General features: G+C 37.6%; 12 protein-coding genes. 4 read left to right on the top strand and 8 right to left on the bottom strand.

The features are described 5' to 3' along the window. Positions 1–86: 86 nt before the first annotated feature. Positions 87–302 (bottom strand): cysteine-rich CWC family protein, encoded by a 216-nt coding sequence (locus H4J57_RS03785; RefSeq protein ID WP_182215305.1) that lies wholly within the window; start codon positions 300–302, stop codon positions 87–89. A gap of 189 nt (positions 303–491) precedes the next feature. Between H4J57_RS03785 and H4J57_RS03790 the strand changes: the two genes are divergently transcribed. Continuing rightward, a complete protein-coding gene (locus tag H4J57_RS03790) occupies positions 492–3,488 on the top strand; it encodes a DUF3857 domain-containing protein (RefSeq protein WP_182242007.1) in 2,997 nt (998 codons plus the stop codon). Between the two features lie 25 nt (positions 3,489–3,513). Next, positions 3,514–4,422 carry a diguanylate cyclase gene (locus H4J57_RS03795; RefSeq protein ID WP_182242008.1) on the top strand — a complete coding sequence of 303 codons (909 nt, stop codon included), beginning with the start codon at positions 3,514–3,516 and terminating at the stop codon, positions 4,420–4,422. Between the two features lie 117 nt (positions 4,423–4,539). On the opposite strand, the gene H4J57_RS03800 is transcribed toward H4J57_RS03795, so the two are convergent. Next, the gene (locus tag H4J57_RS03800) at positions 4,540–5,724 is read right to left on the bottom strand and encodes an NAD(P)/FAD-dependent oxidoreductase (RefSeq protein ID WP_259366786.1); all 1,185 of its coding nucleotides are present in this window, start codon (positions 5,722–5,724) and stop codon (positions 4,540–4,542) included. 245 nt (positions 5,725–5,969) lie between these two features. On the opposite strand from H4J57_RS03800, the gene H4J57_RS03805 reads away from it, so the two are divergent. Further along, positions 5,970–7,475, top strand: a complete 1,506-nt coding sequence (locus H4J57_RS03805) for a hypothetical protein (protein WP_182242009.1) — start codon at positions 5,970–5,972, stop codon at positions 7,473–7,475. After that, a complete protein-coding gene (locus H4J57_RS03810; RefSeq protein WP_182215312.1) occupies positions 7,475–7,777 on the top strand; it encodes a winged helix-turn-helix domain-containing protein in 303 nt (100 codons plus the stop codon). Before H4J57_RS03805 ends, H4J57_RS03810 begins: the two co-directional genes overlap by 1 nt. A 74-nt stretch (positions 7,778–7,851) precedes the next feature. Here H4J57_RS03810 and ftnA read toward each other — a convergent pair whose 3' ends face one another. The 6 genes from ftnA to H4J57_RS03840 all read right to left on the bottom strand — a co-directional run bounded on the left by ftnA (position 7,852) and on the right by H4J57_RS03840 (position 12,995). After that, the gene (ftnA, locus tag H4J57_RS03815; RefSeq protein ID WP_182215314.1) at positions 7,852–8,379 is read right to left on the bottom strand and encodes a non-heme ferritin; all 528 of its coding nucleotides are present in this window, start codon (positions 8,377–8,379) and stop codon (positions 7,852–7,854) included. A 149-nt stretch (positions 8,380–8,528) separates the two neighbouring features. Next, on the bottom strand, positions 8,529–9,002 hold the full coding sequence (locus H4J57_RS03820; RefSeq protein ID WP_182242010.1) for a peroxiredoxin: 474 nt from the start codon (positions 9,000–9,002) through the stop codon (positions 8,529–8,531). A gap of 20 nt (positions 9,003–9,022) precedes the next feature. Continuing rightward, entirely contained in the window at positions 9,023–9,196 is a 174-nt protein-coding gene (locus H4J57_RS03825; RefSeq protein WP_182242011.1) for a hypothetical protein, read from the bottom strand. A 111-nt stretch (positions 9,197–9,307) separates the two neighbouring features. Then, complete coding sequence (locus H4J57_RS03830) at positions 9,308–11,254, bottom strand: methyl-accepting chemotaxis protein (protein WP_182242012.1); 1,947 nt, start codon at positions 11,252–11,254, stop codon at positions 9,308–9,310. A 239-nt stretch (positions 11,255–11,493) separates the two neighbouring features. After that, on the bottom strand, positions 11,494–12,282 hold the full coding sequence (locus H4J57_RS03835; protein WP_182242114.1) for a class I SAM-dependent methyltransferase: 789 nt from the start codon (positions 12,280–12,282) through the stop codon (positions 11,494–11,496). Between the two features lie 5 nt (positions 12,283–12,287). Then, the gene (locus H4J57_RS03840) at positions 12,288–12,995 is read right to left on the bottom strand and encodes a DNA-3-methyladenine glycosylase I (RefSeq protein ID WP_182215325.1); all 708 of its coding nucleotides are present in this window, start codon (positions 12,993–12,995) and stop codon (positions 12,288–12,290) included. Positions 12,996–12,999 lie beyond the last annotated feature (4 nt).

The following is a 12,999-nucleotide window of genomic DNA, read 5'->3' on the forward strand; positions in this document are numbered from 1 at the left end:
CAGTAAATAGGGAAAGTGTTTTTTTCTCTGTTGATTAAGTGCTTGCAGTGCTAAATATTTAAAAGATTAGCGAGTTGAGAATTTTGTTAAAGTGCGGTGAAGTTATCTTTTTCAGTTAAATTAAATTTTCTAATACATGCTTGGCAGATACAACTTTTACCCTTGGCTTTATCAGGAACTTGTTGAATTAAGGCTTTGGGCACTTTTTCTAAAGTGCACCAACATTGCTGAGGTGAATTGACATCACAACGATTTTTTTGTTGGCAAAGAGGGCAGTTGCTGGTCTCTATATTTATAGTCATAGATTATTTACGCTTGAATTGTAGGGCGACAGTGTAGCTCGACAAGCATAGCAAGAAAAACCTAAGCTGACTTTACTTTTATAAGTAGTGTAGTTTTTTGATTCGCATGGCTAATGTTGTTAAAAATGTTGCTTTATTGACCTCATTAAAGGCAAACTAGCTAGATAATAAAAACAAAAAGGATTTTTTTTGCGTATTTTCAATTCTTTACCCCCAATAAAAATATTTATCGTTAGTGCCTTATTACTCTTACTGAGCGGCTTAACGCACGGCGAAAAATATGATGACATTTATATTGAAGCAGCCCCTACTTGGGTTGAGTTTCGTGATATCACACTAGCAAAAGACATTCCCGTAGACGAAATAACCGATGGTGTATTTTATCAATTACTGGATTCACAAAGGAAATTATCTGAAAAACAACAAAGTGCTTGGTATTCTCGCTATGTTCAAACAGTTGTAAACCAAGCTGGTGTTGATTATATCTCGCAAATAAATCTCGATTTTGACCCTACTTACCGAAAGCTGGTACTCAATACCTTGTTCGTTATTCGAGATGGGCAACGTATTGACAAATTGTCGAGTGCAAAGATTTCATTATTAAACCGAGAAACCGAATTAGAAAATCAAATTTACAATGGCTCCTTAACACTCAATATCCTTATTGACGATATTCAAGAGGGTGACACCCTTGATTATAGTTTTACGCGTTATGGCGACAACCCGGTTTATAAAGGTATTTTTGCTTATAGCCGAACACTGAGTTGGAGTGTGCCAGTACGAGATCAATTTGTTCGAGTGCTTTGGGGGAAAAGTAAGCCTTTATTTTTCAGCACGCGCAATGTGTCAGTGCCAATTACAGAAAAAAAGCTGGGTGAGTACACCGAATACCAAGTGCATATGCATAACGCTGAAACACTGTCATCAGCAAGCGAAGTGCCGGGTTGGTATGAACCTTATGGCTTAGTATCATTTAGTGAAAGTAAAAACTGGGGCGATGTTGCTGTCTGGGCTGAAACCTTATATCAACCGAGTGAACAACATAAAACGATTATTGAAATTGCTAATGAGCTTCAGCAAAAAAATAAAAGCCAAGCAGAGCAAATTGCAGCAGCATTAAAATATACGCAAGACAATATACGCTATGTTGGCTTAGAAATGGGGGTTAATTCCCATTTACCGACACCGGCCCATGAAACCTTAGCGTTGAAATATGGCGACTGTAAAGACAAAGCCTTATTGTTTATTACGCTGTTGAAGGCATTGGGCATTGATGCATATCCCGCCTTAGTTAATACCGAAGAAACTAAATTTCTTGTTGAACAACTCCCTGCGGTTAATTTGTTTGATCACGTTATTGTTACCTTAGAATTTAATGGTAAACGTATTTGGTTAGATCCGACGTTAAGTTATCAAGAAGGGCGTTTAGCCTATCTTTTTCAACCGGATTATGGATTTTCCTTGGTAGTTAAATCGGGAGAAACAGCATTAACATCAATGGCTAATAGTCAGTCAAATTCTTATACTCATGTTGAAGACCGTTATGTTATTGTCGAAAATGTAGAGCAAGCAGTACCCTATTATATTGTCAGTGAATATTTAGGTGATACCGCGCAAACTAAGCACAGTCAAATTGAACAAGCGGGTAAAAAGAAACTTTCCACAGACTATGAAACCTTTTATCAAAGTACTTATCCTAAATTAACAGCTACTTCCGCCGTTGATATTACAACAGATTATTCAACAGGCGTTTTGAAATTAGCCGAAAGCTACACGATTAACGAATTTTGGAAAAAAGGAGAGGTTGATTATGAAAGAAGCTTCTATCCTACGGATATCAGAAATGCTGTTTATAAGCCCAAGCAAGTCGCAAGAGTTGCGCCGCTGTGGTTCGCTTACCCAAATAATATTATTAATAAAATCACCTTAGAATTCGAAGAACAAAACTGGGAATTTGATGATGATAGCTTCGTTGAAGACAATGATTTTTTCTTTTTTAAACGCGATGTTTCCTTTACCGATAATATCTTAAACTTAACCTTTGAATACCGCTCTAAGACTGATCATATTCCGGCAAATGAAGTGGAAAGTTATCTTGCTGCAAGAAAAACGTTAAGAAGTAAAGCTTACTACGGCATTACTAAATATGCGAAACAGACAGCCAGTACGGTTGACGTTGACGATGAAGAAAGCCCTTTAGCGAGTTGGATGCTTATCGCAATGTGGACTTATGCTATCGGCTTGGTTGCACTTCTTGTTAGCTGGCGAATCGAGTCTAATAAACGACCGGTATTTGCTAATAGTCATTTTTTTCCTGTAGCACTAGTTAAATTTATTACCCTGTCATTTTTTACCTTTGGACTTTATAGTGCCTATTGGATGTATCGAAATTGGCAGGTTATTAAACAAAAGCAGCAAAGCGATATCATGCCAATCGTACGAGGTTTCTTTTCTATCATTTGGTTCTATCCACTATTTTTAGCATTAAAAAATGACAGTATTGAACGTTTTGATAAAAACAAAGTGATGCTGCCTTTTATAGCGGTAATTTTTGCATTAGTATATTTAATACTCTCATTAGTGGGTAACTATACAGAGCAAAAGGTTTTGAATGTATTGATAATGCTATTACCTTTACTCTTCATTCCTTTTGTAAAATACATTAATAGTATTAACGATCGAAACAGTGAGGCCATTCAGTACAATTCAAGATGGAATGTACACAGCATTGTTGCGATTATATTATGTTTACCACTGCTGAGTTTAACCATCGCCCAAGAAACGCCTTTTTTGCCAAGTGATTCGGTTATTTCGCAAAATGAAATTATGCAACACGACATGAAATATCTTTATCGACAGAATGTTGTTGCTGCCGATGAAACGATCCATTATTTTTATAGTGATGCTTTTCTAACTATTCGTGATGACGGAAATGGCTTTACCGATAAAGAAGTTTTCTCTTATTGGCAAGATGACAATGATGGTTTCCAGCTTGAAAAAGTCCAATTTCATGAGATTAAAGACATCAGTGTTACATATGGCAAAGCAACAGATGAAAATACCATAGTGACGGTTACTCGTCTTGATGACACTAATTTTAAACTGTTTGTTGCTTCGACAAATGCAGGCGATAAATTATTTGTCGATAAGTTAACGGCACTCTGGGAGTTAGCTAAGATACGTTAGCGTATCTTTGTAATGGGATAAGTAAATGATGGACATTTCAATTGAGAAGATAATCATTGAGTCTTTAGCATTAACTAAAGATGGAGTAGGAATTTTCAATAGAGATGATCGTCTCATTTATTGTAATGATGCTATTGGTCGATTATTTGGTATGTCTGCTAAAGAGGCGCTTAACAAAAGCTTTTCTGAGCTAAGTGCAGACTGCTTCAATAGTTCAAAAGGGATTAATATTGAATTTACAACTTTAGAAGCTTGGTTATCTCATGCCTCAGCGAAGAGAAGAAGTTGTCCTTATCGATCGTTTGAAGTCGATACCCAAGAAGGTAAGTGGTTTCTCGTTACCGAACAGATTGTTCACAATGATTACCTTTATATGTACATCACAGATATTACAGAAAAAAAGGCAAACGCGAGAGCGTTACAGCTTATGTCTGAACAATTTCAAAAGCTTGCTACTACCGACTCTCTTACCGGTATTTATAATCGCCGTTATTTCTATGAAAAAGCCGAGGCCGAGTTCAATCGAAGTAGCAGGAAAAACAAAATATTTTCAATAATGTTTTTGGACTTAGATAAGTTCAAGCATATTAATGATAAATTTGGTCATGCTGCCGGTGATGCATTTTTAAAGGGTTTTGCAGACAATGTTCAGACGCACCTCAGAAGCTATGATACTTTTGCTAGGGTGGGTGGGGAAGAATTTGCCATATTATTACCTAATACCGACAAAAATAATGCCAGTATCATTGCCGAACGAATAAGAGCATCAATAGAAACCCTTATTATTCCTTTTGAAAATCAATCATTAAAGATCACGGTATCAGTGGGTGTGGTAGAAAATTCAAATGAGATCAAATCGATTGACCAAATAATGAATAATGCAGATAAACGCTTATACCAAGCGAAATGTAATGGTCGTAACCAGATTTGTTAAGAACGGGGTTAACAAAAATCTGCATATCTACTGATGAGTAGTGGTTTTATAGGTCGTAGTTCTTAGTAGACGTTAGAATCACAACCCGAATAGCGCAGACTAAGATACTATTATTCATCACACTACTGCCAAGCCGGTCGCCACTCCTTGAGCCCAGCACGCTTGAAAATTATAACCACCCAACCAACCCGTAACGTCAATCACTTCACCAATAAAATACAAATCATCGCTCTTTTTGGCAGCAAAAGATTTTGAAGATAATTCGTCGGTATCAACACCGCCAAGTGTAACTTCCGCTGTTCGATAACCTTCAGTGCCATTAGGCTTGATTTGCCATTGGTGAATAAAAGCATGAATGGCTTGAATTTCTGCATGGTTGAGTTGGTTAACCGCTTTGTCAGGAATATCTTTGCTTTCAATTAAGCACTCAATGAACCTTTTTGGTAGTAAGGTCGCGAGCAAATTTTTAAGCGATTTTTGCGCTTGATGCTGGCGCCATTCAGCGATGATGTCATTTAAGCTGTGATCGGGTAACAAATTAATGGTTACTGCTTGACCTGCTTGCCAAAAAGAGGATATTTGCAAAATGGCGGGGCCAGACAAACCTCGATGGGTAAATAAAATATTTTCTTTAAAGGTTTCGCCGCTGTCACTAGCGACTTCGGTAAATATACTTATACCAGATAAACCATCGAAGCGGGTTTTATCGTGATCATGCAAAGTAAAAGGCACTAATGCCGCTGTTGTTGGTAATACATTCAAGCCAAACTGTTCTGCTATTTTATAGCCAATAGGACTTGCGCCAAGTTTTGGCATTGTTAAGCCACCAGAGGCGACTACTAATGATTTACAGCTATAACTCGCTTCTGTTGTTTGGACTTGGTAACCACTGTCAGTTTTAGCGACTGAAAGTACTTCATTACGCATTTTAACTTCAACGCCTGCCCAATCACATTCGGTCATCAAAACGTCAACAATATCTTTTGCACTGTCATCACAAAATAACTGCCCTAATGTTTTATGATGATAATTTACGCCATGGCGTTCAACAAGTTCAATGAAGTCTTGTGCTGAATAACGACTTAATGCTGATTTTATGAAGTGAGGATTTTGGCAAATATAGTGTTCAGCACCGGCATTTTCATTAGTGAAATTACAGCGTCCGCCACCACTGATCAGTATTTTACGGCCTGGTTTCTTGCCCATATCGACGACAACGACTTTTTTGCCTCGATAACCAGCTGTTGCGGCACACATCAATCCTGCAGCACCGGCACCAATAACTAACACGTCAATTTGCAAAGCATTTTCCTATGATTTTAAGTTTACTTTATTTCTTATAAATCATTATATCTTGAATAGTCGTGTTATTACACGAGATGTTGTTTAAACAAAAAGCCGCCAAGATAAAGAAATGCAAAGATTGTGTAAAGGTCAGAACTAATCAGCAGCACGTGACTCTATTGCCATTGAAACTGCCAAAATTTCATTGGCAATATTTAAACAGCTAATAAAGCGCAGACAACAATAAAGAGTTAGGTGAGTCAATGAATACTAAAAAGTACATACTTTGCATTAAAAGAATAAAGTTTTTAATGGTAACGACGGTAATATTAAGTCTTTCAGCCTGCGGTGGGTCTGATAGTGACTCTAATGCAGAAGGTTATGTGAAGCTCTACAACACCACAAAGAATTCTCCTGCGATCTATTTAACGATAGATGAAGATTTTTCGACAAGTGACGATGAAATTGAGTTTACTTATAACGGTGTCCCTTATGGCAGTGCATCAAACGCAAACATTGTAGATAATGGTTCTTACTTCTATGAGCTGGCGTGGCAAGATGGCGATAGTACAGACAGTAGCGACTTAACGGTCGTTTATACCGATAGTATAAAAATTAATAATGATGCGATTCAATTGATTGTTATCGGAGAAGATATTTTAGCGCCTTCAGTGACCACTTACGATATAGATATTATTGATGATGAAGATGATGATACCTACGATCGCTTCAATTTTAGAGTGCTGAACATGCATGACGATAGCGAAGGTATCGATGTCTATTTATCTAAAGCAGATGAAACCTTCAATGAAGCTAACTTTATTGGCAGCTATAGTTATCAAGAATTGTCGGTTAATCAAAAATTTGACCAAGATGATTATATTTTTTATATCACGACACCAGGAAGCACTGAAATTTTGTTTCAATCGAATGATATAAGCTTTTCATACAGTAGCCAATATATCATCGCAATACGCGAAAATAATGGCGTGGGAAGCTCACCATATATGCTTGATAAAATGTCTAATTCACTCATAGAATCATTTATTAATACCGACTCAGAAGCAAAACTTAATGCGTACAATGCGATTGGTAAGCATGATTTACTACCTGATTATCAAGGTGAATTTTCCTTATATTTAAATGGTGTAGACGACTCGCCAGAAATTGAAGCCTTATCGCTAGGTGAGCTAAGTCAGCCGATTGAACTTGCTAAAGGTGACTACAGTGTCGATTTGGTCGTCGGTGATGGAAATGAACTATTGTTGAAAAACCATTTACTTTCTTTAGGAGAAAATAGCCATAAAACCGCTTTCTTTTATATTGATGAAGTGGCGGTCGATGACGATGGAGATGGTGATGTTGATGAAGACGGTGATGGTAATATTGATGAGATACAGCTAGATGTGCATTCGTTAGTCGTTAGCAATAGTAGTAGAACGAGTATTTATGATCATGAAATTAAAATGGTTAATCTTGTCGACAGTACTGAATTTGGTGCGTTTACTATTTATTTTGTCCGAAGTGATGAAACCATTGAAAGTGCTTTTTATAAAACAGCCGTTAGCTTTGCCAACAGCGAACTCGTGTATTTAAAAAATAATACCTACCAAGTTTATGTGGTTGCTAAAGACAACAGCAGTGAGATTATCTTAAATGCTTTTGAACTCATCCTAGATGAAGAATCGAAAGAACAATTTATGGTTGTTGAAGTTGATGATACTGCTCCTACTGGTTATAAAGTGAGTTTGTTTGATCAAACAATATAATGTTGGTATCTGATAAAATTATAATCGCCGATGTAGAAATTTTTCCGGGTAGTCGAGAAGTTTATTGCTGCAACCAGTTGGTTACACTGACCGGATTAGAATTTAATTTATTGTGGTTGCTGATGAGTGATTTTCCACAACTAGTTACCCGTGAAAGTATCGCTGAGCATATATTTAAGCGTAGCCTGGTCGAGTCTAATCGAAGTATTAATATGCATATTTCAACCATCAGAAAAAAGTTATTGGTGAACACTGACAAATCACGGATTAAAACTTTTCGTGGTGAAGGATATGTTTTTTAACGAATAATGAGAGGTTATTATTTAAAAAGGCTTCATATAGAAGCCTTTTTTATGCGGTATATTATTGATTGTGACTAAACGGGTGCGCCCGTCATGATACTTGTAGTACCTACTTTAGCCATTTCGGCTAAATCTTTATCAACAAAAAATAAAGCATGGCCGTCTTGACCCACTAAGTTAATTTTATCTAAGACACTTTTAAACAAAGTCTCCTCTTCATGTTGCTCAGCTACATACCATTGCAAGAAATTAAACGTTGAATAGTCTTGGTTAGTAAAGGCTTGATGCGCTAAAGAATTGATACGTTCGGTAATTGAACATTCATGTTCATAAGTTTTTTCGAAAACGTCAGCTAATGACTTATATTCGTGTGGCGGCGCATCTATGGTACCTATAATAGGTAATGCCCCTGTTTCACTGACATAAGTAAATAAGCGTGTCATGTGGTCCATTTCTTCTGCCGCATGTTTACGCATAAATATTGCTGCACCTTCAAAGCCTTTTTCTTCACACCAGGCACTCATTTGTAAGTACAAGTTGGAAGAGTAAAACTCTAAGTTGATCTGTTTATTTAGTTGTTTGACCATTTCAGGTTTTAACATGTTGGTACCTCATTAAAAAATATCAGTAAATTTTGCCTGTTCTATGGCTGGGACACAAGCTATAAAGTGTAACATTTTTGATTTGTAAGATTTAAAAGTCATAAAAAACAATATGATAAATAACACAAATCATTATCATTACATCTTATCTATAGTGTTTTTAGAATAGATTCAGCGGTACTTACTTCAAATTCTTTAGGCTTTTCAACATGTAAATTCGTTACTGTACCGTTTTCAATGACCATAGCATAACGCTGAGAACGTAAACCACCAAATCCTGCGGTCTCCATACTTAAACCAAGTGCTTTAGTGTAACTGCCGTCGCCATCAGCAAGCATCATAATATTTTCAGCATTTTGTGCTTCGCCCCACGCATTCATTACAAAAGCATCATTTACCGATAAACAGATAATGGCATCGACACCTTTAGCTTTTAATTCATCCGCTGATACCACATAGCCGGGTAAATGAGCGGCTGAACAAGTTGGGGTGAAAGCACCGGGAACGGCAAATAGCACCACTTTTTTGTTGGCAAAAAGCTCATCGGTATTATGGGTAATCATATTGCCGTCTTTTAACTGTGACAATTCGCCTGAAGGCATGGGTTTATTTTCTTCAATCATAAAATTCTTCTCATTTAACGTTAACTATTTTGATGGGGTAAAGGAAGTATTATCGCTTTACATAAAAAATCTTTGCTGTTTGCAGAACGCGCACAGTCTTTACAAATAAAACATGGTTTATCAACAATACGAGCAAGTTCGTGAAGACTTTTTTCTATGTCTTTTTTTTTCCACTTACAAAGCGCCTTTGCCATAAACTATCCTAAAATGAATCTCATTACTTGTTTCATTTTAGGATATAGCGCACCGACATGCATCTATTTATCGTTAAAAACGGTTAAATTAATTAGCGGCATGATTAAGTGTTATGCGCTTTTATCGAGCGTCAAGCCAATATCGCTAACATGGTTATTCACATCAATTGAAATGATATTAGCAAGCTTTTGAGAGTTGCTCACTTCTTCATCAACATTACTCATCGCTTGCTCAAAAGCGATAAAATGTTGGCGTTGCAGCGTTATTTGCGTCAGAGAGTCTTGTGCGACCGTGGCGGATATTTTAGCCTGTCCGGTCACTTCTAACGCAGTTTCTTGTAATTGGTCAGCAATTGTTTTTTGATTGAGGGATGCTGTTTCTATATCAATAATTGTTTTTTCAATTGAATTACTGGCACTTTGCAGTTGGTCTAAGCGTTGTGATATCTGTTTAAGTGAATCTTGAGTTTTACCGGCTAGTTGCCTGACTTCATCGGCAACGACAGAAAAACCTCTGCCGTGTTCACCCGCTCTTGCGGCTTCAATTGCCGCGTTTAAAGCCAGTAGGTTAGTTTGGTCGGCAATGGCACTAATAACGTCAACAATAGAGGTAACACTATCAACAGATTGAAAGAGTGAGGTTATTGCGCTTTTACTTTGTTGTGCCGCGATGCTGGTTGAGTCGCTTGCGGCGAGCACTTGTGCAACTCGGCTTTGACTTGTTTCCATTGCCTGTTGAGTCGCTTGTGCGTTGTTTACAACCTGCTCGGACAACGTGTTTACCGTTTCAGTCGCTTGGCCTAATGCATTCATAATTTCACGAGCACCTTGCACATGCGTGCTGGTACTATTTGACGATTGATAAATGTTTTTAACTTGGCTTTCCATGGTTGTTAATGCTTTGGCGACCAAATCAAGCTGTTGTGCTTTTGCTTTATCATCTTGTGCAAGTTTGTTGACCATTTTATTAAAACTGGACGATATTTCTCCAAGCTCAGTTTCCGCCGAAATATCAGTAATGTTATCAACCTTTCCTTGTTCAACAAGTTGAACAAAGCCATTTCGTAATTTACGTAACGGATTTAAAATAACACTGCGTTGCAACCAGTAATTGGCGACTAAGAAACAGATTAAAAAGGATAGCAAACCAATAACTATTCGATAAAGTTGCTGATTCAACACTTGTTGTTTTTTTAGTATTTCTGTTTCAGCGATAAGAATAATATCTTCTAATGCAGTAACATTTTTCTTGAGTAGTGCTAAGCCAGCGGTGCGCTGATTCTGTGAGTTTAGGGTGTTTTCAAACTCACTTTGATAACGATTAATGAGTGAATTGAGTTCATCAATCGCTTCTTCACTGATGTCTTCTTTGTCATCGTCATTGGAAAAAAAGTCATCTTCATCAGTATTACCGTCGCTTTCAAGGAAAATAGCCAATAAAGGATAGTTTGTTAATTGTTGATGCCGTTGTGCTAATTCTTGTAAAGCATTTTTAAAGCCGGTATCGCTAATGTTTTGGCTAAGGAACAACTTTTCACGCGTGTTGATTAAATGGTTTAATGCGCGAGCAATATTACTCACTGTTACTAAATAATTTATGCGCTGCTGTTCGTCTAGCGCCTCACTTTCAGAGGCATATTTTATCAGCGAGTGAGTAATAGCTACCATATTCTGTTCGCTGTTACGAAGCAAAGCGAGTGGGTTACCACTTAACTTACCCATGGCACGATACTTTGTTTCAATATTTTTATTAAGTTTGCCCGCTTCTTCAGTAATGTTATGGCTTAAGTTACCAATATCTAAGCTTGTTGATCGTGTAATTATTTCGTTGAGTTGCTCTTGTGCGGCGTTAAGCATGCTGGCATCACCAGTTTGTAGATAGGTTGCAATGGTGCGATAAAACTTAACGGTGGTTAACGTTTTTAATGCATGATATTCAGCGTACTGGCCTCGACTTGATGTAAGAGAAGTTCCTACATGATACATAGTTGCGACGAAAATGATGGCAAAAACACTAATGGCAATAACAGACAGTCGTGAAAAACTTGATACTCGCATAGTCAATCCTTGAAGGGTATTCACAGATAAATTAATGCCGATTCTTACTGATCTTTGTTGCGGTTTTATGACAAATGTTTACTGAACAAGTATGAAGTGTGTTGTGGTTAGATCTGATTGATTTTAACTCAAGAGGCTAAAATGTACCGCAAGCCCAGTGAAAGTCGTTTCGAGGGCTTGCGTAAATACAGCGTAGTCCGTTATTCATCTTAACGACTGTTTAAACGAGGGATACAAGGTTAATTGTTTTTAGGAATTGCCTGATTCACATAAACATCAAAACGATTCTTCTTCATTTTTATACTGGTTGAAGGCGTTTTGTTATTTAATGGTGGCGCATAGCTTGGACGTTTAACCACAACACGGTACTTTGCTAATTTCAATGCCGGTTCAAGCAAATCATCTGCATCTAAGTCTTCACCAACGAGTGATTGGAATACGCGCATTTCTTTTTTCACTGCGGCCGACTTTTCACGATGTGGATACATAGGGTCGAGATAAATAACATCGGGCTGTTGGGTGAATGCCAATTCTTCAATCGTTGCCGCATGAACTAGTGACATACGACTGGCAATATCACTGACCTCACTGTTCAATTTAGCGCGCTCTAAGCCATTTTCTAGCAGTGCTGCGACAATAGGCATACGTTCTTTCATGGTTACTGTACAACCTAAGGTAGCCAATACAAAAGAGTCTCGTCCTAAGCCTGCGGTAGCGTCTAGTACATGTGGAGTAAAACCATGTTTTAGTCCTATCGCTTTAGCTATATCTTGGCCGCGTCCACCACCAAATTTTCGTCGGTGGGCAACCGCGCCATCAACAAAGTCTACTTTAATACCGCCGAGTTTAGGCTCATCAAGCTTGATCAGTTCTAATTCTTGAAAGTTGACTTGTAATAAAAACAGTAAGTTTGGATGCTTAGTAACTGAAGCGCTGTCACCGATATAGGCTAATTGCCATTTTTTAGCAATTTTTTTAGCTAAATCAACATCGGTTTTATCAAGGTACCCAACCGCTATTCTAGACATATCCATTAATCAAACTCTACTTGAACATTGTTATCGCCGGTTGCATAGGCAACTAAGCGGCTGAGTTGACTCAGTGATAAGTCACTTTCACTTTGCCATTGATTAAAAGCATTTTGAATGGCAACTAAGCTTTTTTTACTTTGCAGTCCGCCGTCAATAATTTTATTGGCACGGAAATAGGCTTCAATGTCACGGGTAAGTAAAAAGGTATCTTTACCGATAGCACGTAAAGCGTAGGGGCCAGTATTGCCCCCTAAACGTTGACCTTTTTTCTTTAAGTAATCCCATAAACCTATCATGTCATTGCTTGGCCATGCCGCAATAAATTTAGCAAAACTATCGTGCTGGCTATTATCGCTATGTATTTCATCAAACATCATATGGGCATTAGCTTGAATAGTTTTTACTTTATTAAAGTTGCGAATAATTCGCGCATCCGCCGCTTTACGTTCTTGCATTTCCTCGGGCATCATTAAGACTTTAGCGAGATCAAAATTAAAAAACATTTCTTCAAAGTTTGGCCATTTATTTTCTACTACACGCCAGACAAAACCACTTTGAAAGATCTTTTTGCTAAAGGCCGATAAAATTCTATCGTCTCCTAACTTGGCAACTAAATGATCTTGTTGGTTATCACCTAATAAGAGGTTGAGTATAGCCGCACCACCTTTACGTTCGGCGGCGCGTTGATAAAGTGAGTCAAATTTTTCCATTATT

The organism is Colwellia sp. BRX8-7 (genome assembly GCF_014077275.1).
Taxonomy (GTDB): domain Bacteria; phylum Pseudomonadota; class Gammaproteobacteria; order Enterobacterales; family Alteromonadaceae; genus Colwellia_A.

Excerpts from the sequence above, each read along its gene's own strand:
- H4J57_RS03785 (WP_182215305.1), bottom strand. The coding sequence starts at position 302 with ATGACTATAAATATAGAGACCAGCAACTGCCCTCTTTGCCAACAAAAA.
- H4J57_RS03795 (WP_182242008.1), top strand. The coding sequence starts at position 3,514 with ATGATGGACATTTCAATTGAGAAGATAATCATTGAGTCTTTAGCATTA.
- H4J57_RS03805 (WP_182242009.1), top strand. The coding sequence starts at position 5,970 with ATGAATACTAAAAAGTACATACTTTGCATTAAAAGAATAAAGTTTTTA.
- H4J57_RS03810 (WP_182215312.1), top strand. The coding sequence starts at position 7,475 with ATGTTGGTATCTGATAAAATTATAATCGCCGATGTAGAAATTTTTCCG.
- ftnA (WP_182215314.1), bottom strand. The coding sequence starts at position 8,379 with ATGTTAAAACCTGAAATGGTCAAACAACTAAATAAACAGATCAACTTA.
- H4J57_RS03820 (WP_182242010.1), bottom strand. The coding sequence starts at position 9,002 with ATGATTGAAGAAAATAAACCCATGCCTTCAGGCGAATTGTCACAGTTA.
- H4J57_RS03825 (WP_182242011.1), bottom strand. The coding sequence starts at position 9,196 with ATGGCAAAGGCGCTTTGTAAGTGGAAAAAAAAAGACATAGAAAAAAGT.
- H4J57_RS03830 (WP_182242012.1), bottom strand. The coding sequence starts at position 11,254 with ATGCGAGTATCAAGTTTTTCACGACTGTCTGTTATTGCCATTAGTGTT.
- H4J57_RS03835 (WP_182242114.1), bottom strand. The coding sequence starts at position 12,282 with ATGTCTAGAATAGCGGTTGGGTACCTTGATAAAACCGATGTTGATTTA.
- H4J57_RS03840 (WP_182215325.1), bottom strand. The coding sequence starts at position 12,995 with ATGGAAAAATTTGACTCACTTTATCAACGCGCCGCCGAACGTAAAGGT.